General features: G+C 55.2%; 18 protein-coding genes and 1 pseudogene. 6 read left to right on the forward strand and 13 right to left on the reverse strand.

Annotated elements, in window-relative coordinates:
• Positions 1-44 precede the first annotated feature (44 nt).
• The 4 genes from glrR to purL all read right to left on the reverse strand — a co-directional run bounded on the left by glrR (position 45) and on the right by purL (position 8,418).
• Positions 45-1,385 (reverse strand): two-component system response regulator GlrR, encoded by a 1,341-nt coding sequence (gene glrR / locus KGP16_RS19875; RefSeq protein WP_021178888.1) that lies wholly within the window; start codon positions 1,383-1,385, stop codon positions 45-47.
• A complete protein-coding gene (qseG, locus tag KGP16_RS19880) occupies positions 1,382-2,263 on the reverse strand; it encodes a two-component system QseEF-associated lipoprotein QseG (protein ID WP_094982603.1) in 882 nt (293 codons plus the stop codon). The genes glrR and qseG overlap by 4 nt, the downstream gene beginning before the upstream one ends.
• A gap of 3 nt (positions 2,264-2,266) precedes the next feature.
• Positions 2,267-3,703 (reverse strand): HAMP domain-containing sensor histidine kinase, encoded by a 1,437-nt coding sequence (locus KGP16_RS19885; RefSeq protein ID WP_037376562.1) that lies wholly within the window; start codon positions 3,701-3,703, stop codon positions 2,267-2,269.
• An 821-nt stretch (positions 3,704-4,524) separates the two neighbouring features.
• Positions 4,525-8,418 carry a phosphoribosylformylglycinamidine synthase gene (gene purL, locus KGP16_RS19890; protein ID WP_223501551.1) on the reverse strand — a complete coding sequence of 1,298 codons (3,894 nt, stop codon included), beginning with the start codon at positions 8,416-8,418 and terminating at the stop codon, positions 4,525-4,527.
• A gap of 275 nt (positions 8,419-8,693) precedes the next feature.
• Here purL and mltF point away from each other — a divergent pair, with 275 nt between their 5' ends.
• Positions 8,694-10,151, forward strand: a complete 1,458-nt coding sequence (mltF, locus tag KGP16_RS19895; protein WP_037376561.1) for a membrane-bound lytic murein transglycosylase MltF — start codon at positions 8,694-8,696, stop codon at positions 10,149-10,151.
• 15 nt (positions 10,152-10,166) lie between these two features.
• On the opposite strand, the gene tadA is transcribed toward mltF, so the two are convergent.
• Entirely contained in the window at positions 10,167-10,673 is a 507-nt protein-coding gene (gene tadA, locus KGP16_RS19900) for a tRNA adenosine(34) deaminase TadA (RefSeq protein ID WP_024484269.1), read from the reverse strand.
• Positions 10,674-11,001: 328 nt separating this feature from the next.
• On the opposite strand from tadA, the gene yiaY reads away from it, so the two are divergent.
• The gene (gene yiaY / locus KGP16_RS19905; protein ID WP_059201549.1) at positions 11,002-12,153 is read left to right on the forward strand and encodes an L-threonine dehydrogenase; all 1,152 of its coding nucleotides are present in this window, start codon (positions 11,002-11,004) and stop codon (positions 12,151-12,153) included.
• Positions 12,154-12,192: 39 nt separating this feature from the next.
• Here yiaY and yfhb read toward each other — a convergent pair whose 3' ends face one another.
• Positions 12,193-12,840, reverse strand: coding sequence for a phosphatidylglycerophosphatase C (gene yfhb, locus KGP16_RS19910; protein ID WP_021178894.1), 648 nt, complete (start codon positions 12,838-12,840; stop codon positions 12,193-12,195).
• 230 nt (positions 12,841-13,070) lie between these two features.
• Between yfhb and KGP16_RS19915 the strand changes: the two genes are divergently transcribed.
• The 4 genes and pseudogenes from KGP16_RS19915 to KGP16_RS19930 all read left to right on the forward strand — a co-directional run bounded on the left by KGP16_RS19915 (position 13,071) and on the right by KGP16_RS19930 (position 14,971).
• Positions 13,071-13,880, forward strand: coding sequence for a MurR/RpiR family transcriptional regulator (locus KGP16_RS19915; RefSeq protein ID WP_094982605.1), 810 nt, complete (start codon positions 13,071-13,073; stop codon positions 13,878-13,880).
• Between the two features lie 100 nt (positions 13,881-13,980).
• Positions 13,981-14,314: pseudogene (locus tag KGP16_RS19920) on the forward strand (type II toxin-antitoxin system RelE/ParE family toxin).
• Between the two features lies 1 nt (position 14,315).
• Positions 14,316-14,633 (forward strand): helix-turn-helix domain-containing protein, encoded by a 318-nt coding sequence (locus KGP16_RS19925; protein ID WP_024484273.1) that lies wholly within the window; start codon positions 14,316-14,318, stop codon positions 14,631-14,633.
• A gap of 77 nt (positions 14,634-14,710) precedes the next feature.
• Positions 14,711-14,971, forward strand: a complete 261-nt coding sequence (locus KGP16_RS19930) for a YfhL family 4Fe-4S dicluster ferredoxin (protein ID WP_071683942.1) — start codon at positions 14,711-14,713, stop codon at positions 14,969-14,971.
• A gap of 195 nt (positions 14,972-15,166) precedes the next feature.
• Here the strand turns inward: KGP16_RS19930 and acpS are convergent, their stop codons facing one another.
• From acpS to lepA, 7 genes are all read right to left on the reverse strand, one after another.
• Positions 15,167-15,547, reverse strand: coding sequence for a holo-ACP synthase (gene acpS / locus KGP16_RS19935; protein ID WP_059201551.1), 381 nt, complete (start codon positions 15,545-15,547; stop codon positions 15,167-15,169).
• Positions 15,547-16,278 (reverse strand): pyridoxine 5'-phosphate synthase, encoded by a 732-nt coding sequence (pdxJ, locus tag KGP16_RS19940; RefSeq protein WP_071683945.1) that lies wholly within the window; start codon positions 16,276-16,278, stop codon positions 15,547-15,549. Before pdxJ ends, acpS begins: the two co-directional genes overlap by 1 nt.
• Before the next feature lie 74 nt (positions 16,279-16,352).
• Entirely contained in the window at positions 16,353-17,084 is a 732-nt protein-coding gene (gene recO, locus KGP16_RS19945) for a DNA repair protein RecO (protein ID WP_021178899.1), read from the reverse strand.
• A gap of 8 nt (positions 17,085-17,092) precedes the next feature.
• On the reverse strand, positions 17,093-18,001 hold the full coding sequence (era, locus tag KGP16_RS19950) for a GTPase Era (protein ID WP_094982606.1): 909 nt from the start codon (positions 17,999-18,001) through the stop codon (positions 17,093-17,095).
• Positions 17,998-18,678: a ribonuclease III gene (gene rnc / locus KGP16_RS19955; protein ID WP_021178901.1), complete on the reverse strand. Its 681-nt coding sequence runs from the start codon at positions 18,676-18,678 to the stop codon at positions 17,998-18,000. The genes era and rnc overlap by 4 nt, the downstream gene beginning before the upstream one ends.
• A gap of 226 nt (positions 18,679-18,904) precedes the next feature.
• On the reverse strand, positions 18,905-19,882 hold the full coding sequence (lepB, locus tag KGP16_RS19960) for a signal peptidase I (RefSeq protein ID WP_209529348.1): 978 nt from the start codon (positions 19,880-19,882) through the stop codon (positions 18,905-18,907).
• 31 nt (positions 19,883-19,913) lie between these two features.
• Positions 19,914-21,713 carry a translation elongation factor 4 gene (lepA, locus tag KGP16_RS19965; RefSeq protein WP_166733180.1) on the reverse strand — a complete coding sequence of 600 codons (1,800 nt, stop codon included), beginning with the start codon at positions 21,711-21,713 and terminating at the stop codon, positions 19,914-19,916.
• Positions 21,714-21,961: the final 248 nt, after the last annotated feature.

Below are 21,961 nucleotides of genomic sequence, written 5' to 3' on the forward strand. Positions count from 1 at the left end.
TACTTTGTTGAGAACCTGCGCATGCAGGTTCAGAAAAGAAAACATCATTCTTTGAAATCGTTGGCATCCAGTTCATGGCGCGACAACAATTTATAGAACTCAGTACGGTTACGGCCCGCCATGCGCGCGGCCTGGGTAACGTTACCCTTGGTGATCTGCAACAGTTTACGTAGATAGTGTAATTCAAACTGGTTGCGCGCCTCGACAAAGGTTGGCAACGCCGTGTTTTCCCCTTCCAGCGCCTGCTCAACCAGCGCTTCACTGATCACCGGCGCCGTAGTCAATGCCACGCACTGCTCGATCACGTTCACCAACTGGCGCACGTTGCCGGGCCAGCTGGCGGTCATCAGGCGTTTCATGGCATCGGAGGAGAAACTGCGTACAAAAGGTTTGTGGCGCAGCGCCGAAGCACGTAGCAGATGGTTGGCCAGCAGCGGGATATCTTCGGCCCGCTCGTTGAGCGCTGGTATTTTCAGGTTAACCACGTTCAGACGGTAATAGAGATCTTCACGGAACTCGTTTTTTACCATCGCTTTAGGCAAATCGCGGTGGGTGGCAGAAATGATGCGTACGTCAATATCCAGATCGCGGTTGCTGCCTAGTGGGCGCACCTTGCGTTCCTGCAACACACGTAGCAATTTTACCTGCAGCGAGAGCGGCATATCGCCAATCTCATCCAGGAACAGCGTGCCCCCTTCTGCCGCCTGGAACAAACCTTCACGGCTGCTGACGGCACCGGTGAACGCCCCTTTGGCATGGCCAAACAGCTCCGACTCCAGCAACTGCTCCGGCAACGCACCGCAGTTGATGGCGATAAAGGCTTTCTTGGCCCGTGGGCTGGCCGCATGAATAGCCTGTGCCAGCACCTCTTTGCCGGTGCCGCTTTGGCCGTTGATCAGCACGCTGACGTCCGACTGGGCAACCATCTTGGCCTGTTCAAGCAGCCGCAGCATAATCGGGCTACGGGTGACAAAATCCTCACGCCAGCTGTCATCGCCGGCAGGGATCGACGACAGCGATAGCGCTTCATCGATCGCCTTATACAACGCATCGCGATCGACCGGCTTGGTCAGGAAGCTGAACACCCCCTGCTGGGTCGCCGCCACCGCGTCCGGGATAGAACCGTGGGCGGTCAGGATAATCACCGGCATCCCCGGCTGGTATTTCTGGATCTCGGCAAACAGCGCCATGCCGTCCATTTCATCCATCCGCAGATCGCTGATCACCAGGTCGATCTTTTCGCGGGCCAGCAGGCGCAAAGCCTCTTGGCCGCTTTCCGCCGTGGTAACGTGAAAACCTTCGCTGGTCAGGCGCATTCCCAACAGCTTGAGCAGGCTGGGATCGTCGTCAACCAACAACAAATTGGCCGGTTTGCGAGCTGTCATTGCGCTGGGGACTCCTTGTTAGCCGCGGGCGGCGTGTAGGTCTCTTCCGGCTCTACCGGCAAGGCGGTACCGGTTTCAGTCACCGGGGCTGGCTCTGCGGGCTCGGCCACTTTGGCGGGCGCTGCGGGCTTGCCTGCAGGCTCGGCTTTAGGCTGCACCACGCTGCTTTCCGGGATTTCCCCCTGCATTTGCTTACGTGACGAGAGCTGGCGTTCGATATCGGTCAGGTTCTCCAGTTTGCGGGAGGTCTCCTGCAACTGGCTTTGCAGATGGATCTGGTTCTGGCGCAGCGAATCGATCTGACTGTCTGAACTTTCCTGCAGGTGCTGGTAACGCGCGCGCTCGTCAAACAGGCTCACTTGCAACGCCTGCTGCTGACGCCACAGTTGCAGCAATGGACGCAGCGAGTTAGGGAACTCGAGGCGATAGCTGTTCAAACGATCGATGATCTGACGGCGCTCGCTCGAGCTCGGCTCAGCGCTGCCCAGCAAAATGCTTTGCTTGAACACGTCCTGCCAATTGTTGCCCGGCAGGGTTTTCGCTAACGCTCTGGCCTGCGTGGAGCCGATACGATCGGCGCAGTCCATCGCCCGCAGCCAAAAGAGTGAGTTTTCCAAGGCTTCTTTTTCGTCAAGCTGCCATAGCGTATCGCAAGGCGCAATGCGGTAATCCACCACCTTGGTATCCGGGATCGCTTCCTGTTGCTGCTGGGCTGGGCCGCTACTGACGGCACGATCGACACAGCCAATCAGCAGAAACGGGGCAAAAAGGATCGTGCCCAAAAAAGAAAGCGAATGTTTGCCGAGCGGTGCGCGTAGAGAAACACGCGGTGAACCTTCGGTCTGCGATTGATAAGCGCGATTAGACCCTGTGTACATTATTTATTCATTCTCGGCGGTTAATGGCAATTCAATACGGAAGCAGACGTCGGCATCGGCGAGATCCACCAATGTCAATTCGCCACGCATACGGCGAATACAGTCCTGTGCAATGCTCAGCCCCAGTCCGCTTCCTTTAACGGCCCCTTTTCTCTGGTGACTCCCCTGGAAAAAAGGCTCAAAAATCATGGTTCGTTCCGCTTGCGGGATCGCGCTGCCGGTATTGGCAACGTCAATCTGTACCCGCTGGCCGACCTGGCGGCTGCGGATCCAAATGTTACCGGATTCCTTGCCGTAGTGCACCGCATTGGAGTAGAGATTATCCAGTACGCGCATTAATAGCGTAGGCTCTGCCCAGCAGATTTCCGCCTCAAGTTTGACTTCCGTACGGATCATCTTGGCACGTGCCGGCAAACTGTGGGCGGCGACCACCATATCCACCAGTTCTTCCAGCTCGACGTTTTCATGTTCCGACGGGCCATCTGCCAGTTTGCGGTTGTAATCCAGCAGTTGCTCAATCAGCAATTGCAGATGGCGGCTGCTCTGATCGAGGATCGCCACCACCTCTTTCTGATCGGAGGTGAGCGGGCCTGCCACACCATCGGCCAACAGCTCGGTGCCTTCACGCATGCTGGCCAGCGGTGTTTTCAGCTCATGGGAGATATGGCGCAGGAACTCATGGCGCTGCGATTCCAGCCAGGCCAGGCGCTCGCTCAACCAGACAATCCGCTGAGCCAAAGAACGCAGTTCTCGCGGGCCTTTAAAGGATGCCGTCATGCCGATGGGACGCCCTTCCCCCAGGCGGTTAATCATACGCTCAACGGCCTTGACGGGCCCGATAATCATGCGGGTAAACAGCACCACCAACAGCACGCTGACCAGGAACAGCAACAGCGCTTGCCAACCAAAGTATTGGCCACGCTCGGCGATCGCCTGCTGCAGTTGCTGCCCACGGGAAAAGATTACGGTACGGGTGGCCTGGACCATTTCGGCGTTGGAATGTGAAAAAGACTCTAACAGTAGTGAAGCGTCCTTGTCCGGCCCGCTGCTCTGGCACTTGATAGTGGCTAGCTGAGTCAGCAGTTTACGAAGTGTCTGGTAGTAACGTTCGTCCGGCAGGATCGGGGCGTGGGCATCCAGCATTTGTGAATACTGTTTACGCTGGTTCTGGTACAGCCGCTCCAGGGTCGGATCGACCAGTACGCAATACTGACGATAGCTGCGCTCCATTTCCAGCGCCACGCTGGTCATTGCCTCACTGCGCCGGGCATCCACCAGCGTCGTACGGTTGATATCCGCCGCCTGCGCGCTGAGATGATCCAGGCTTTGGTAGGCCTGATAAGCCAATACCAGCAGCGGTAACAGCACCAGCAGGAACGCCATTACGACCAATTGGCGCAACGAGCGTGGAAATAGACGCCATCTTTTCAAAGAAATCATCTCATTATCTCTAGTCTGCCCAGATGCTAACCGACAATCCGGGGAGAGAAAAGCCCGGCAGCGGATTAATGGCGTTCAGATAAGCAAAAACGCGTTATCCCAAAAGAGGAAACTGATGTGGTTTGAGAACGTATCGAGGGAAATAACGGAGGCAATGCGGTTTGTATATTGACGCTGGGGCATGATGCCCCATCGCAAGGAATATGTGGATGCCCTTACTCATCGTCCCCAGGTGATGTAGCACTAGGCTGGCATCTGATTGGGACGAATAGCATCCAAAAAGTATCCGGGATTGATGAACATATCATCACAGTTGGATACTAGGCGGTGCCTCACTCCACGTGTCGTCCGATGCTTGATAAAGTCGCTTGCGCGTCTGTTATCGGTTTGGTTGGACGATAGGCACCATTTCTTAGGCATCATTCGGAGGCTTATGAGGCGCTGTTCCGTACTAGACGGGGCCAATCATAAAAAGTTGAATGAGCAACTGATAGTTATAATGCACCTTCCGTGCCAACTTTATGAAAATATTTATATCACATTGTTTATTAAAGATAATTTATTTTAACATCACTTCCGGCGCTCTACTTGGGTAGTCGAGCTTGAGTATTAATCCGACATACCGTCGCCAAAACACGACAACTAAATCCAATCGATTTAACTCATATAAAAATCAAAGAGTTAAATGTCTCTTTTTAGAGACAGGCAATATGGCCTTTGTCTCAAAAAACCGACATACGGGCTAACCGATTAAAAAATAAAGAAATAAAAAAGGCGCCAATGCGGCGCCTCAGTAAACTTCACGCAAACCTCAGGTTAAATTACCCCAGTTGCTTGCGAGCGTTGCGGAACATGCGCATCCAAGGGCTGTCTTCACCCCACTCCTCTGGATGCCAGGAGTTGCTGACGGTGCGGAACACGCGTTCTGGATGCGGCATCATTACGGTGGCGCGGCCATTGCTGCTAGTCACTGCGGTAATCCCATTCGGTGAGCCGTTCGGGTTGGCAGGGTAAGCTTCGGTCACTTGACCATGGTTGTCGACAAAGCGTAACGCAACCAGGCCGTGATGTTCCAACGCCGCCAGATGCGCCGCATCGCGCACTTCTACATGGCCTTCACCATGAGAGACGGCAATCGGCATGCGCGAACCTGTCATACCCTGCATAAACAGCGACGGGCTACTGGCCACTTCCACCAGGCTGAAGCGCGCTTCGAAACGATCCGACAGGTTGCGCACAAAGCGCGGCCAATGTTCAGCCCCCGGGATCAGTTCACGCAGGTTGGACATCATCTGGCAACCGTTACAAACGCCCAGCGCCAAGGTCTGCGGGCGATGGAAGAAATCGGCAAACTCATCGCGTACGCGCTCGTTGAACAGTATCGATTTCGCCCAGCCTTCACCAGCCCCCAACACGTCGCCATAAGAGAAGCCGCCACAGGCCACCAGCGTGTGGAACTCTTGCAAATCGCGGCGGCCTGCCAGCAGATCGCTCATGTGAACATCAACCGCATCGAAACCGGCACGGTGGAACGCTGCGGCCATCTCAACGTGGGAGTTAACCCCTTGCTCACGCAATACCGCAACTTTAGGGCGTGCGCCCTTGGCGATATAAGGTGCCGCGATGTCGTCGTCCGTAGCGAAAGTCAGCTTGACGTTCAGGCCCGGATCGCGCTCTTCCTGCTTGGCCTGGTGCTCCTGATCGGCACATTCCGGGTTATCACGCAGGCGCTGCATCTGCCAGGTGGTTTCAGCCCACCAGGTACGCAGAGTGCTGCGGCTTTCGCTGTACACCGGTTTGCCAGCGCTGGTGATAACGAAACGATCGCCACTCAGCGCCTGGCCAAGGTGATGCACGTTATCCGTCAGACCGTGTTGGGCAAAGACTTGCTGTACGGCTGCCAGTTGCGCAGCTGGCACCTGGATCACCGCACCCAGTTCCTCGTTGAACAAGGCAGCCAAGGCGTCGGAACCCAGCGCCTGAATATCGACTTCTACGCCGCAATGCCCGGCAAATGCCATCTCGGCCAAGGTGACCAACAGGCCGCCATCAGAACGGTCGTGATAGGCCAACAGCGCACGATCCGCCACCAGTTGCTGCATCGCGTTGAAGAAACCGGCCAATTGCTCCACGTTGCGAACATCGGCTGGCTTGTCGCCCAGTTGGCGATAAACCTGCGCCAACGCCGTTGCCCCCAGGGCATTGTGACCATTACCCAGGTCAATCAATAACAGTGCGCTATCACCCTTGTCGGTACGCAGTTGCGGCGTCACGGTGTGGCGCACATCTTCCACGCGAGCAAACGCGGTGATCACCAGCGACAATGGTGACGTCATTTCCCGCTGTTCATTGCCTTCCTGCCAGCGAGTTTTCATCGACATCGAGTCTTTGCCCACCGGAATGGTGATCCCCAGCGCAGGGCAAAGTTCTTCACCCACCGCCTTCACCGCTTCATACAGGCCGGCATCTTCGCCAGGGTGGCCTGCTGCGGCCATCCAGTTGGCAGAAAGTTTCACCCGCTTGAGCGAACCGATTTCCACCGCGGCCAGGTTGGTCAGCGCTTCCCCTACCGCCAGGCGGCCTGAGGCGGCAAAATCCAGCAATGCGACGGGAGCACGCTCACCGATCGACATCGCTTCCCCGTAATAGCTGTCCAGGCTGGCCGTGGTTACCGCACAGTCAGCTACCGGGATCTGCCACGGGCCAACCATCTGGTCGCGCGCAACCATGCCGGTGACGGTACGGTCGCCAATGGTGATCAGGAAGGTTTTCTCCGCCACGGCTGGCAAGTGCAGCACCCGCTTGACCGCATCGGCAATGGAGATATCAGCACGCTGCAACGCTTCGCCGCTCGCCTGTTGACGTTTCACGTCGCGGGTCATTTTTGGCGTTTTGCCCAACAGCACATCCAACGGCATGTCGATCGGCTGATTGTCAAAGTGGCGATCGTTGAGCGTCAGATGGCGTTCTTCCGTCGCTTCACCAATCACCGCAAAAGGTGCGCGCTCACGGCGGCAGATTTCCTCAAAGGTCGCCATCTGCTCAGGCGCTACTGCCATCACATAACGCTCTTGAGATTCGTTACACCACACTTCCAGCGGGCTCATGCCCGGCTCGTCGTTGAGAATGTCACGCAGTTCGAAACGGCCCCCGCGGCCACCGTCGCTAACCAGTTCCGGCATCGCGTTCGACAGGCCACCGGCCCCCACATCGTGGATAAACAGGATCGGGTTGCTATCGCCCATCTGCCAGCAGCGATCGATCACCTCTTGGCAGCGGCGTTCCATTTCCGGGTTATCACGCTGTACGGAAGCAAAATCCAGATCGGCATCAGACTGACCAGAGGCCATCGAAGAAGCCGCCCCGCCGCCCAAACCGATGTTCATCGCCGGGCCACCCAGCACCACCAGTTTGGCACCCACGGTAATCTCACCTTTTTGCACATGATCGGCGCGGATGTTGCCCAGGCCGCCTGCCAGCATGATCGGTTTGTGGTAGCCACGCAGCTCAACGCCGTTGTGGCTATTGACGCGCTCTTCATAAGTACGGAAGTAACCGACCAGCGCCGGGCGACCAAACTCGTTATTGAATGCCGCACCGCCCAATGGGCCTTCGGTCATGATATCCAGCGCGGTGACGATGCGATCCGGCTTGCCGAAATCCTGTTCCCAAGGCTGTTCGAAACCCGGAATACGCAGGTTGGAAACCGAGAACCCTACCAGGCCAGCTTTCGGCTTCGCGCCACGGCCGGTAGCGCCTTCGTCGCGGATCTCACCGCCAGAACCGGTCGCAGCTCCTGGCCAAGGCGAGATCGCCGTCGGGTGGTTATGGGTTTCCACCTTCATCAGGATGTGTGCTTCTTCCTGATGATAGTCATACAGGCCGCTTTGCGGCGCGGCAAAGAAGCGCCCTACCTGGGAACCTTCCATCACCGCTGCGTTGTCTTTATAGGCAGAAAGCACGTAGTCCGGCGTCTGCTCAAAGGTATTCTTGATCATTTTGAACAGCGACTTCGGTTGCTGTTCGCCGTCGATGACCCAGTCGGCGTTGAAAATCTTGTGGCGGCAATGTTCGGAGTTGGCCTGTGCAAACATGTACAGCTCAATATCCGTTGGGTTGCGCCCCAACTCGGTAAAGGCGGCCAGCAGGTAGTCGATCTCGTCCTGCGCCAGGGCAAGCCCCAGTTTGGTGTTGGCCTGTTCCAGCGCGCTGCGGCCCCGGGCCAGGATATCCACCGTCTGATACGGTGCGGGCTGATGATGAGAGAACAGTGTTTCCGCCTGTTGCAGCTCGCTGAATACCGTTTCCATCATGCGATCGTGCAGCAGGGAGGCAAGCTGTTGCCACTGGGCATCGGTCAAGGTCGGCGCTGTGACATAAAATGCCAGGCCGCGCTCAAGACGAACCACCTGCGTCAGGCCACAGTTATGGGCAATATCGGTGGCTTTGGAAGACCACGGCGAAATGGTGCCCGGGCGCGGCGTCACCAACAGCAGGCGGCCTTGCGGAGCATGTTCAGCGAGAGAAGGGCCGTACTTGAGCAACCGCTGCAGCTTGGCCTGCTCTTCGGCGCTTAGCGGTGCGCTGACATCGGCAAAGTGAACGTACTCGGCATAGATATCAACGATCGGCAGTTGAGCATCCTGGCAGCGGGACAGTAGTTTGGTAATACGAAAAGCCGACAAAGCGGGCGAACCACGCAGTATTTCCATAATCAAAGTTCTCTCGTCTTCGAAGCAACTGGGTTCAGCACTTCATTGGGCGCAACAGGGGGAAAACGCGCGCCATTATAGATAATCCGCGCCGCCGACGAAACCGTTTGCGTAGCTATTATTGATAAAAGCTATTCCCGCTGCCGAATTCTCATAACCTATCAATAAAGTTGCACGCTGGCGTAATGTTGCGCAAAATGCCCCGGCACTGGTGATTTAACCATGAAAAAATCCTGATTCCGGTCAATATAAAGCGTGCATCTATTTGAGATAACTATTTGAAACGCCTAAAAATAAATTACATTCTAATCGGTGTTGTGGCCCTGTTGCTGGCGCTAGCCCTGTGGCCCAATATCGCCTGGCGTGGTGGACAGGGAGGCCAACTCGAGGCGATCAAAGCGCGTGGGGAACTGCGCGTCAGCACGTTAAACTCACCGTTAACCTATTTCACTACCCCACAGGGGCCGAGTGGCCTTGACTATGAGCTGGCCAAAAGCTTTGCCAACTACCTGGGGGTCAAGCTGGTGGTGATCCCACACCAAAACATCAATGACCTGTTTGACGATCTCGATGACGACAATGCCGATATTCTCGCCGCCGGGTTAATCTACAACCGGGATCGCCTCAGCCGCGCCAGTACCGGCCCGGCGTACTATTCCGTTTCCCAGCAGTTGGTTTATCGGTTGGGTACCACGCGGCCAAAATCCTTTGCCGATATCAAAGGCAAGCTGGCGGTGGCCTCCGGTTCGGCGCACGTCAGCACGCTAAAGCAGCTAAAACAAAGCAAATACCCCGATCTCAGTTGGGAAGCGTCGAGCGATATGACGTCAAAAGAGCTGCTGGAACAGGTGGCCGATGGCAAGCTGGATTACACCATCGGCGATTCCGTGACCATTGCCCTGCTGCAGCGTATCCATCCACAGCTGGCCGTCGCTTTTGACATTACCGATGAAGAGCCAGTGACCTGGTATCTGAAGCGCAGCAATGACGATAGCCTGTACGCTGCGCTGCTGGATTTTTATAGCCAAAGGGTAGAAGACGGCACGCTGGCACGGTTGGAGGAGAAGTATCTGGGACACGTGGGCAGTTTTGACTACGTTGATACTAAAACCTTCCTGTCGGCCATCGACTCGGTATTGCCCACTTTCCGCTCGCTGTTTGAAAAGTATGCCAGCGAAATTGACTGGAAGCTGCTGGCCGCCATCGCCTATCAGGAATCTCACTGGAATCCTCAGGCGACCTCCCCCACCGGTGTCCGTGGGCTGATGATGCTGACCAGAGCCACTGCAGACGGCCTGGGCGTCACCGACAGGCTCGATCCGGAGCAGAGTATTCAAGGCGGGGCGCTCTATCTGCAGCGTCTGATGGCGAAAGTTCCCGACACGGTACCAGAAGATGAGCGGATCTGGTTCGCACTGGCCGCCTATAACATGGGCTGGGGCCATATGCTGGACGCGCGTAAACTCACCAAAAACCAGCAAGGCAACCCCGACAGTTGGGTCGACGTGAAACAGCGCCTGCCGATGCTTAGCCAGAAGCGCTACTATCCATCACTCACCTATGGCTATGCCCGTGGCCGCGAAGCCTATAACTACGTGGAAAACATCCGCCGTTATCAGGTCAGCCTGGTGGGCTATCTGTTGGAAAAAGAGAAGAAGGCGGTAGAAGCAATGAAACAGGCCGAACTGGCCAAAGGCTATCCTGCCGTGGAAGCCAAGCTGGCGCTCGCCCTGTAGTGATTCAATATGTAGTTATTGTGGGTCTTTTCCGGCCCGTTGCGCCAGCTTCAGCGCTTTTTTCTGCTCGCGACGCATGCGGAAAAAGTTGCTGAGGGTGGCGGCGCACTCTTCTGCCAGCACGCCCGAGACGATTTCTACCTGATGATTCATGCCCGGATGGCGCAGAATATCCACCAGCGAACCCACCGCTCCGGTTTTTTCATCGGCCGCGCCGTATACCAAACGACGGATGCGGCTGTGCACCATCGCCCCGGCGCACATCACGCAAGGCTCCAGCGTGACATACAGCGTGGCATTCAGCAGGCGATAATTCTGCAATACCGCTCCCCCCTGCCGCAGCGCCATGATCTCAGCATGAGCGGTGGGATCGTGGCGGCCGATCGGCCGGTTCCAACCTTCGCCAATCACCTGATTGTCCAGCACCAGCAGCGCCCCAACCGGCACCTCACCTTCTTCCTGCGCACGTTGAGCCAGGCTTAACGCCTGACGCATCCAATACTCATCACTATATTCATTCACCACATCAATCCTCGTGCGCATCGCGGCGGGCATTATACACACTAGTCCCTTTTGCCGCAGCCACTCGGCCTTGTTGATGCAAATAAGCTTGAACCGGCCACATTTGTCGATCGCTCAAAACGCCACCAACAAATCAATAACATCATATTTAATGATGATTAAATTTTATTCATTTCTTAAAATTTCAGATAAACGTTATAAACTGGTGGAAAATCAAGCTGCAGAATTAAGCAAATTTTTTCTAACTAAATTGTGATAGATCATATTCTCTTAAGCATTAGCACGATAATGTTTACCTCACGCAAAAAGCCTTTATAAGGAGTAGTTTATGGCTGCCTCAACATTCTTTATCCCTTCCATCAACATGATTGGTTCCGGCTGTCTGGAAGACGCGGCAAAAACCATGAAAGAGCATGGTCTGCATAACGCACTGATCGTGACCGACAAGGTTTTGAACGGCATTGGCGTCGTCGCTCAGGTGCAAGCCCTGTTAGCGGCACAGAACATTGAAAGCTGCGTCTATGACGGCACGCATCCCAACCCGACCACGGAAAACGTAAAACAGGGCCTGGAACTGTTGCGCGCACATCACTGTGACTGTGTCGTGTCTCTGGGTGGCGGTTCGCCGCATGACTGTGCGAAAGGGATTGCCCTGGTCGCCGCTAACGGCGGGGAAATCAAAGACTATGAAGGGGTTGATCGCTCAGCTAAGCCGCAGTTGCCGGTCGTTGCGATCAACACCACTGCGGGTACCGCTTCGGAGATGACGCGTTTTTGTATCATCACCGACGAAGCGCGCCACATCAAAATGGCGATTGTCGACAAGCACGTGACTCCGATCCTGTCGGTCAACGATCCTCACCTGATGGCTGGCATGCCAAAAGGCCTGACCGCTGCCACCGGTATGGATGCTTTGACCCACGCTATCGAAGCCTACGTCTCCAGCGCCGCCAACCCAATCACCGATGCCTGCGCGCTAAAAGCCGCCACCATGATTGCCGAGTCTTTACGTGATGCAGTCAACGACGGGCAAAACATGCAGGCGCGCGAGAACATGGCCTATGCCCAGTTCCTGGCCGGTATGGCATTTAATAACGCCTCATTGGGTTATGTGCACGCTATGGCGCACCAGTTGGGTGGCTTCTACAACCTGCCACATGGCGTGTGTAACGCCGTGCTGTTGCCGCACGTGCAAGAGTTCAATACTCAGGTTGCCGCAGGGCGTCTGAAAGACATTGCCGCCGCTATGGGCGTAAATGTTGCAGGCCTTAGCGATGAGCAAGGCGCTGCCGCTTGTATCGCCGCCATTCGCCAACTGGCGAAAGACGTGGGAATTCCTGCTGGCTTACGCGATCTGCAGGTCAAAGAAGAAGACTTTGCTACGTTAGCCACTAACGCCCTGAACGATGCCTGCGGATTTACCAATCCAATCCAGGCAAGCCACGAACAGATTGTGGCCATCTTTAAAGCAGCCATGTAACCGCTGCCAGGCTCCCTCGTTTGACTGGGGGAGCCTTATTTAATCCAACTGCTGTAACTCGCCTTCTTTACCCACCCGCCAGCGGTGTTCGCAAAAATAGAGCAAAGGGTTATCCTGCTTGCTATCGCTGTAGCCACTGAACAGTTTCAATGGCGCTCCCAGGCGCTGCTCCAGTTGCACCACCTTTTGAACGCCCAGGCAGCGCATGGGCAACACCCAGCCCCCGTAGCGACGCACAATGCTGCTCCCCACCAGCCGTACCCGTGGCAGGAACGCAGAATCCCGATAAACCTGCTCCACCAGCCGTTCCGGCGAGCCGGTGATCAACCACACTTGAGCATCCTGGGCATCCAGGTACTGGCGCAAACGCATCTGCACGACCGGAAAGGCGGTGACCTTACGGCGAAAATAGTCGACGAATTTCGCCTCGAGCGCTTTCAGCCTGGCCTCTGAACGACCAAAGGTCATTGCCCACAATAGCAGGCTCATGGGCCAGCGTGTCGCCCGCCCACCGATCAACAAACCCAATCCGATAATGGGTAACAGCGGCACCACCAGCACCAGGTTCAACGGCAGATGCCGTAGCAAAAAGCGCAGGAAACTGCCAAACATGTCTTCCTGATGCAAAGTGCCATCCAGATCGAAAAATACCACGCGCTGGGCCTGTGCAACCGGTTTGTCAGTCAAACGTTACTCCTCAGGATCGTTGACCCCATTATGCAGGTGAAAATACAACCGGCTATTATCGTAATCACTAGACCGACCAGATACAACCGACATTGGTCAACGCCACAGGCGCGTTAACTCATCAAGTCATAGTGTTGCTGCAAGCGTTTCAGCGGCCTGCTCGCAAAAATGATTGCTGCCCGTTTTGCCACCGGCATGGCAGAATGCTGGCTGGCTCAAAGGAAAAAACCATGAGTACCCTTCTTCGCATTCGTCAGATTTACCCATCGCTGGCACAAAACGATCGCAAACTGGCGGACTTTCTGTTGGATAACGCCGAACAGGCCCGCCACCTCAGCTCACAAAAGCTGGCCCAGTTGGCCGGTGTCAGCCAATCGAGCGTGGTCAAGTTCGCCCAGAAACTGGGCTACAAGGGATTTCCAGCGCTGAAGCTGGCATTGGGTGAGGTGCTGGCTCAACCGCAGGTCGCACCGGTGGTGACGGTCCATAATCACATCCTCAGCAGCGATCCGCTCAAAACCGTCGGTGAGAAATTGCTACTGGAAAAGCAGGCCGCATTACGAGCTACCCTGGATATCAACAGTGAACAGCGGCTGCTTACCGCCCTGGAGATGCTGCGCGCGGCGCGGCGGGTGATCTTGGTCGGCATCGGGGCTTCCGGGCTAGTGGCCAAAGACCTGTCGTTCAAGCTGCTAAAGATTGGCGTGATGGCGGTGGCAGAAGCGGATATGTACGTTCAACTGGCGACGATAAAGGCGCTGAGTAGGGAGGATCTGCTGCTGGCGATCTCGTTTAGCGGTGAACGGCGGGAGATCAACCTGGCTGCCGAAGAAGCGCGTGTTGCCGGAGCCAAGGTGTTGGCACTGACCAGCTTCTCACCTAATGGCCTACAGCAACGGGCCGATCACTGCCTTTATACCATTGCGCAAGAGCCCAATATCCGCAGCGCGGCAATATCTTCCAGCACCGCGCAGTTCGCCCTGACCGACCTGCTGTTTATGGCTCTGCTCCAGCACGAGCCGGTTGGACACGTGGTATGAACTAATCAAATCAACTTCTTTCGCTTTCTGAGTATAAATCGACCATTGGTCATGTTAAATTATATCCATATAGGTATAATTTGACGCATGGATAACGCGGATGAAGCCACTATATTGGGTTGGTAGCAGTAAGAAAGACCTCCAGTCATTACCCGAAGAGGTTCAGGATGTTTTCGGCTATGCTCTACACTTGGCGCAGGCAGGTGGTAAGCATTCCCAGACGAAACCCTTAAGAGGGTTTGGTGGGGCAGGAGTACTAAGACTTTCTTACTGATACTTATCGTGCAGTCTATACCGTTAAGTTTGGTGATGCCGTGTATGTTCTGCACGCATTCCAGAAAAAGTCTTCAGCCGGGATCGCCACACCGAAACCAGATATGGACAAAATCCGTGAACGACTGAAAGCCGCAGAAAATCATGCCAGAGGGACATAGTATGAGCCAAGATATCGAAGTCAGCAGCGGCAACGTTTATGCCGATATTGGCAGCGACGGCGCTGAAGAAATGCAGGTTAAAGCCCAACTTGCCAGCACAATTGGCGACATCATCAAAAGTCGCCGTCTGACACAAGAGCAGGCCGCAAAGCTCCTGGGGATGACACAGCCCAAGCTGTCTAATCTGTTGCGCGGCCAGTTCCGGGGCATCAGCGAAGCCAAAATGCTAGAATGCCTGACCCGCTTAGGGCGTGATGTACAAATTGTGGTAGGCAAGCCACGCCGGACACCCGGCAGTCTTAAAGTGGTGTTTGCCTGACAGTAATAAGCACCCCCGTTAAACCGGCTGACCGAACCAGTGCTTATTTTAAAAGATTAAATGAGTAACTTATTGATATGGCTTTATTGATTACCAAAAAATGTATCAACTGCGATATGTGCGAGCCGGAATGCCCGAACCAGGCGATTTCGATGGGGGATGAGATTTATCAGATCGATGCCAACCGCTGCACCGAATGTGTGGGGCATTACGAGACCCCAACCTGCCAGCAGGTGTGCCCGATCGATAACACCATCATTACCGATCCGCAGCACGTAGAGAACCAGGAACAGCTGTGGGACAAGTTTGTCGTGCTGCACCATGCCGATAGTCTGTGAGTTCAATGCCCTCTCCCAAAGGGGGCCGATCGAGCTATTTATCGTTATTGAGCTCACCTTTGCTCTTCCAACGAATGTGCCACAGACTGACTTCTGTAACAGACGGCAACGCCTAACTAGCTCCTTCTCCCTGTGGGAGAAGGTTGGGATGAGGGGAGTAGATTGTCTCCGGCACCTGGCAACCACTCTGGGCAATTACCCCTCGATGATCACCGTAGCACAGGCATAGCGGCGTTCATCCGCCAAAGAAACGTGGATCGACTTGACCCCCATCTCCTGCGCCAGCTCGGCTGCACGTTCATGCAGCCGGATATTGGGTTTACCCAGGGCATCATTGAACACTTCGAACTGATTGAACGCCAGGCCGTTGCGGATGCCGGTGCCGAACGCCTTGGCGGCGGCCTCTTTGACCGCAAAACGTTTCGCCAGGAAGCGTACCGGCTGCTGATGCTGCTGATACACCTCCCATTCGGCCGGGCTTAACACCCGGCGAGCCAGGCGATCGCCGCTGCGTTCCACCACCGCTTCGATACGCGCCATCTCCACGATGTCGGTTCCCAAGCCCAGTACCGCCATTAGCGACGCGCTTCCCGCATCAGCAGCTTCATGTCAGCCACCGCCGCCGGTAAACCGCTCATCACCGCCTGGCCAATAATGGCATGGCCGATATTCAGCTCATGCATCTCTGGCAGCGCGGCGATCGGCTGCACGTTATGATAGGTCAAACCGTGGCCCGCATTCACCTTCAGGCCTTTGCTGGCCGCGTAGGTAGCCGCTTTGGCAATACGCTTGAGCTCGGCTTGCACGGCCAGATCGCCCTGCGCTTCGGCATAGGCACCGGTATGGATCTCGATATAAGGTGCACCTACGGCTACCGCCGCGTCGATCTGACGGTGATCGGCATCGATAAACAACGAAACCAAAATGCCAGCCTGCGCCAGGCGTTCAACCGCCACGGCCATTTTGTCCTGCTGCCCGGCCACGTCCAGCCCGCCTTCGGTGGTCACTTCCTGACGCTTTTCCGGCACCAGACAACAAAATTGAGGTTTCAGCTCAATGGCGATATCCAGCATTTCATCGGTGACGGCCATTTCCAGGTTCATACGGGTCTGGATGGTTTGGCGCAGGATACGCACGTCGCGGTCGGTGATATGACGGCGATCTTCACGCAGGTGAACGGTGATGCCATCGGCCCCCGCCTGCTCGGCAATAAATGCCGCCTGCACCGGATCCGGGTAATTGGTGCCACGCGCGTTACGTAACGTGGCAATATGATCGATATTGACGCCCAGCAGTAAATCAGCCATGACAACCCTCTACTAAGTCATTTTCAGTAGCAGCAGTTTACACGGGCGGGCAAAACGGCAAAAGCAGAAACCGCTTAGGCTTCGTCGACGGGGGTATCGGGTTGTTTGCGCACGAACTGGCGAAACAGTTCACGGCTCTTGAGCGGCTTACCGCCGAGATAGGGTTTTAGCGCCATGCGGGTAAAGCGCTTGGCTGCACGCAGGGTTTCTGCATCGGGGAATTGGCGTTCATCCAGGGCGCGGAGTTCACGGCCGGTAAAGCTGTAATGATCCACCACCAGGCTGGCGATAAAGCCTTTTTCTTCCCGATAGCGATAGGTCATGCCATCATCCACCGGCTCACCGCTGCCAGCACAATGGAGGAAATCCAGCCCGTAACCCAAGTGCCCTAACAGCGCCAATTCGAACTGCCGCAGGGCATGCTCCGGGGAGCTGTCTTCCGCTGCCAGGGCCTGTAAGCATTGCAGATAATCGAAGAACAACACCGAATAGTTGCCTTCCTGCTCCAGCACCCGTGACAACAGTTCATTCACGTAAAGGCCGCTGTAAAGCATCATGCCGCTGAGGGGTAAACCGAGGGAGACCGCTTCGGCACCGCGCAGCGTTTTAACTTCGCCACGACCGCCCCAGCGTACTAACAGAGGAGTAAAGGGTTGCAAGCAACCCTTCAGATTAGAACGGCGACTGCGTGCGCCTTTCGCCAGCAAGCGCACCCGCCCATGACCTTCCGTGAACAGGTCCAGCATCAGGCTGGTTTCACTAAAGGGCCGCCCATGCAGGACGAAAGCGCGCTCCCAGCCATCCATAGGCGGTATTACTTCAGGTCGTCGGTATAGCCCAGGCTACGCAGCGCACGTTCGTCGTCCGCCCAGCCCGATTTCACTTTCACCCACAGCTCCAGATGCACTTTGGCTTCAAACATCTGTTCCATGTCCTGACGGGCTTCAATACCGATGGTCTTGATCTTCGAACCTTTGTTGCCGATCACCATCTTCTTCTGGCCTTCACGCTCAACCAGGATCAGACCGTGCACGTCGTAACCACCGCGCTCATTCGGTACAAACTGTTCGATCTCGACCGTCACCGAGTAAGGCAGTTCCTCACCCAGGAAACGCATCAGCTTTTCACGGATAATTTCCGACGCCATAAAGCGCTGGGAACGGTCAGTAATGTAATCGTCCGGGAAGTGGTGTTCCGCTTCCGGCAACACTTTGCGTGCGATAGCCGCGATAGTGTCCACGTTCATGCCTTTTTCGGCAGAGATCGGCACCACATCCAGGAAGTTCATCTGCTGGCTGAGGAACGCAATGTGCGGCAACAGCTTGGATTTGTCGGTAACGTTGTCGACCTTGTTGATCGCCAGCAGAACCGGGCTTTTCAGGCCGCGCAGTTTGTTGACCACCATTTCATCATCGGCAGTCCAGTTGGTGCCTTCCACGACGAAGATCACCAGCTCGACGTCGCCGATTGAGCTGCTGGCCGCGCGGTTCATCAAACGGTTGATGGCACGCTTTTCTTCGATATGCAGACCCGGGGTGTCGACGTAAATGGCCTGATAAGCGCCATCGGTATCGATACCCATAATGCGGTGACGGGTCGTCTGTGGTTTACGCGAGGTGATGGAGACTTTTTGCCCCAGCAGTTGGTTCAGCAACGTGGATTTGCCCACGTTGGGACGACCTACGATCGCAATAAAACCGCAGTATTGTTTTTCTTCGCTCATTCAAGCTCCAGCTTTTTCAGCGCTTGTTCCGCTGCCGCCTGCTCGGCTTTACGGCGGCTTGAACCGGTACCCACGACGGGCTCGCTCAAACCACTCACCTGACAGTGGATAGTAAACTCCTGATCGTGCGCCTCACCGCGAACCTGCACCACCAGATATGTTGGCAATGGCAGATGACGACCTTGTAAAAACTCCTGCAAACGGGTTTTCGGGTCTTTCTGCTTATCACCGGGGCTGATTTCGTCCAACCGGCTACGATACCAGTCCAAAATCAGGCGCTCGACGTTTTGAATATCGCTATCCAGGAACACACCGCCAATCAGTGCCTCCACCGTATCCGCCAGGATCGACTCGCGGCGGAATCCACCACTTTTCAGCTCGCCCGGCCCAAGACGCAAACATTCGCCCAGGTCGAATTCGCGCGCCATCTCCGCCAACGTATTGCCCCGCACCAGCGTGGCACGCATGCGGCTCATGTCTCCTTCGTCTACGCGAGGAAAACGCTGGTAGAGCGCATTGGCGATGACAAAACTAAGGATCGAATCACCCAGAAACTCGAGACGTTCATTGTGTTTACTGCTGGCGCTACGGTGAGTTAACGCTTGCAGTAAGAGCTCCTGCTGTTGAAAAGTGTAGCCCAGCTTCCGCTGCAGCCTGTTTATTACGATGGGGTTCATGAGTTACCAATAGATCAAGAATGCGTCAAAAACTTGCAGCATACGGAACAGGCCTGCTTTGCCAAAAGCCAATCCAAAGCTGTTTCGTTTGCAGTGGCGCCCAAAAGGGGCCAACTTTTATCGCTCGAGGGGCTATTCTACAACGAGTGGAAATATATTGCTGCGTTTATATAGACCCATTGCCTGTCAAACTGCAGCCTAATTGGCTGCAGTTTGTAAAACGCTATTAGTGAATACCACCGATACGGCTCAATCTGACGCCCGTTGGCCATTCACCTTCCTGCTTTTCAAAACTCATCCAGATCGCCGTGGCTTTACCTACCAGATTCTTCTCAGGCACGAATCCCCAATAACGGCTGTCTGCACTATTATCGCGGTTATCGCCCATCATGAAGTAATGGCCGGCGGGTACTACCCACTCGCCTAACGGCTGGCCTGGCTGCTGATAGTAAGCGCCGATCTGATCTTGTGCGCCGGGCACGGTCAGAATACGGTGAGTTACGTTGCCCAGAGTTTCCTTGCGCTCACCAAGGCGAATACCGCCCTGTGGCACGTTATCCGTCAGAGGGATCTGGAAGAAACCGTTGCTGGTTTCGCCCATGCCACTGCGGGTAAACATCTGCACAAAATCGCTCGGTTGCATATCGCTGTAGGTGACCGCCAATGCGGTATCACACGCCTGGCCACTATTACAGGACTCTTGCACCGTCACGCGCTTATTCACCGGATCATAGGTCACGCGATCGCCAGGTACGCCAATCACGCGCTTGATATAATCCAGTTTGGTGTCGCGTGGATATTTAAATACCGCAATATCACCGCGCTTGGGATGACCGGTTTCAATTAGCGTAGTCTGGGTGATCGGATCCTTTACGCCGTAGGCAAATTTTTCCACCAGAATGAAATCACCAATCAACAGCGTCGGCATCATTGAGCCTGAAGGGATCTGGAACGGTTCGTAAATAAACGAACGCACCACAAACACCAACAGCAATACCGGGAACACCGAAGCCCCGGTTTCAACCCACCCCGGCTGCCTTGCCACTTTCGCCAAGGCCGCTTCGTCGACCGTTCCGGCCGCCTGTGCATTGACCGCCGCGATTTTCGCCCGGCGTGCCGGCGCCCATTTAAAGCGCTCAAAGCACCAGATGATCCCGGTCACCAAAGTGGCAATCGCCAGGATCAAGGCAAACATATTCGCCATGCAAACTCCCTAGTTACGCGAGCTTTCGCTCTTACTTACCGTCTTTACCCACGTGCAGAATGGCCAGGAACGCTTCCTGCGGCAACTCAACGTTACCCACCTGCTTCATGCGTTTTTTACCGTCTTTCTGCTTCTGCAGCAGCTTCTTCTTACGGCTGACGTCGCCGCCGTAGCACTTGGCCAACACGTTTTTACGCAGCTGTTTCACCGTAGAACGAGCGATGATATGCGTGCCGATCGCCGCCTGGATAGCAATATCAAATTGCTGGCGTGGGATCAGCTCTTTCATTTTCTCGACCAGTTCACGGCCACGATACTGTGCGTTATCACGGTGAGTGATCAGCGCCAGCGCATCTACGCGTTCGTTGTTGATCAACACGTCAACGCGCACCATGTCCGAGGCCTGGAAACGTTTGAAGTTATAGTCCAGCGAGGCGTAACCGCGCGAGGTAGATTTCAAACGGTCAAAGAAGTCTAGCACCACTTCGGCCATTGGAATTTCGTAGGTCAGCGCCACCTGGTTACCGTGGTAAACCATGTTGGTCTGTACGCCACGCTTCTCGATACACAGCGTGATCACGTTGCCCAGATATTCCTGCGGCATCAGCATGTGACACTCTGCAATCGGCTCACGCAGTTCAGCGATGTTATTCAACGGCGGCAGCTTGGAAGGGCTGTCGACGTAAATGGTTTCATTGCCGGTGGTTTCGACTTCATACACTACCGTAGGTGCCGTAGTGATCAGCTCCAGATCGTATTCACGCTCCAGACGCTCCTGAATGATCTCCATGTGCAGCAGACCCAGGAAGCCACAGCGGAAACCAAAGCCCAACGCGGTAGAGCTTTCTGGTTCATAGAACAGGGAGGCATCGTTCAGGCTCAGCTTGCCCAGCGCATCGCGGAAGGCTTCATAATCGTCGGAACTGATCGGGAACAGGCCGGCATACACCTGTGGCTTCACTTTTTTGAAGCCTGGCAGCATTTTATCTGCCGGCTGGCGAGCCAGCGTCAAGGTATCGCCCACTGGCGCGCCGAGGATATCTTTAATAGCGCAGACCAACCAGCCCACTTCGCCACAGTTCAGCACGTCGCGATCGACACGTTTCGGGGTGAAGATCCCCAGGCGGTCGGCGTTATAAGTTTGGCCGGTGCTCATGACCTTAACTTTATCGCCCTTACGCAGGGTGCCGTTTTTCACGCGGATCAGGGAGACAACGCCAAGGTAGTTATCAAACCAGGAATCGATGATCAGCGCCTGCAACGGGGCATCCGCATCACCTTCTGGTGGCGGGATATCACGTACCAGACGCTCCAGCACGTCTGGTACGCCAACGCCGGTTTTTGCCGAGCAGCGCACCGCGTCAGTCGCATCAATGCCCACGATATCTTCGATTTCCTGTGCGGCGCGATCCGGATCGGCGGCTGGCAGGTCAATCTTGTTCAACACCGGTACCACTTCCAGATCCATGTCCAGTGCGGTATAGCAGTTGGCCAAGGTCTGGGCTTCTACGCCCTGCCCGGCATCCACCACCAGCAATGCGCCTTCACAGGCAGCCAGTGAGCGGGAAACCTCATAGGAGAAGTCAACGTGCCCAGGGGTGTCGATAAAGTTGAGGTGGTAAACCTGCCCATCATTGGCTTTATAGTCGAGCGTTACGCTCTGCGCTTTGATGGTAATACCACGCTCACGTTCCAGATCCATAGAATCCAGAACCTGTGCAGCCATTTCACGTTCGGTCAGGCCGCCGCAGATTTGGATAATACGGTCAGACAGCGTCGACTTACCGTGGTCAATATGGGCAATGATAGAAAAATTTCTTATGTGTTTCATTTAATTAGTTTTTCTGCCTTGGTATTTCTGAATTACTCGCCTATGGAACCCGCATGGACATAAAGCGACAGTGAATGGGTCGGCTATTTTTCGCCTGAATCGCAGCATTCTACATGCCACAACACTGAAAACCTAGCAATCGGTGTCGGGAAGCTATTCGATTATACGTAGTTTAGTGTTACAACGCGCCGCAGTTGATGAAAGCAGATATTAACGCGGCGAAGGCCTGATAAAAATTGTGGGTTAAT

Origin of the sequence: Serratia sp. JSRIV006 (genome assembly GCF_019968685.1) — a bacterium.
Taxonomy (GTDB): domain Bacteria; phylum Pseudomonadota; class Gammaproteobacteria; order Enterobacterales; family Enterobacteriaceae; genus Chania; species Chania fonticola_B.

Coding starts and splice junctions, on each gene's coding strand:
- acpS (WP_059201551.1), bottom strand. CDS start 15,547: ATGGCGGTACTGGGCTTGGGAACCGACATCGTGGAGATGGCGCGTATC.
- lepA (WP_166733180.1), bottom strand. CDS start 21,713: ATGAAACACATAAGAAATTTTTCTATCATTGCCCATATTGACCACGGT.
- era (WP_094982606.1), bottom strand. CDS start 18,001: ATGAGCGAAGAAAAACAATACTGCGGTTTTATTGCGATCGTAGGTCGT.
- KGP16_RS19925 (WP_024484273.1), top strand. CDS start 14,316: ATGAGCCAAGATATCGAAGTCAGCAGCGGCAACGTTTATGCCGATATT.
- qseG (WP_094982603.1), bottom strand. CDS start 2,263: ATGTACACAGGGTCTAATCGCGCTTATCAATCGCAGACCGAAGGTTCA.
- pdxJ (WP_071683945.1), bottom strand. CDS start 16,278: ATGGCTGATTTACTGCTGGGCGTCAATATCGATCATATTGCCACGTTA.
- KGP16_RS19885 (WP_037376562.1), bottom strand. CDS start 3,703: ATGATTTCTTTGAAAAGATGGCGTCTATTTCCACGCTCGTTGCGCCAA.
- lepB (WP_209529348.1), bottom strand. CDS start 19,882: ATGGCGAATATGTTTGCCTTGATCCTGGCGATTGCCACTTTGGTGACC.
- yiaY (WP_059201549.1), top strand. CDS start 11,002: ATGGCTGCCTCAACATTCTTTATCCCTTCCATCAACATGATTGGTTCC.
- KGP16_RS19930 (WP_071683942.1), top strand. CDS start 14,711: ATGGCTTTATTGATTACCAAAAAATGTATCAACTGCGATATGTGCGAG.
- recO (WP_021178899.1), bottom strand. CDS start 17,084: ATGGATGGCTGGGAGCGCGCTTTCGTCCTGCATGGGCGGCCCTTTAGT.
- glrR (WP_021178888.1), bottom strand. CDS start 1,385: ATGACAGCTCGCAAACCGGCCAATTTGTTGTTGGTTGACGACGATCCC.
- KGP16_RS19915 (WP_094982605.1), top strand. CDS start 13,071: ATGAGTACCCTTCTTCGCATTCGTCAGATTTACCCATCGCTGGCACAA.
- rnc (WP_021178901.1), bottom strand. CDS start 18,678: ATGAACCCCATCGTAATAAACAGGCTGCAGCGGAAGCTGGGCTACACT.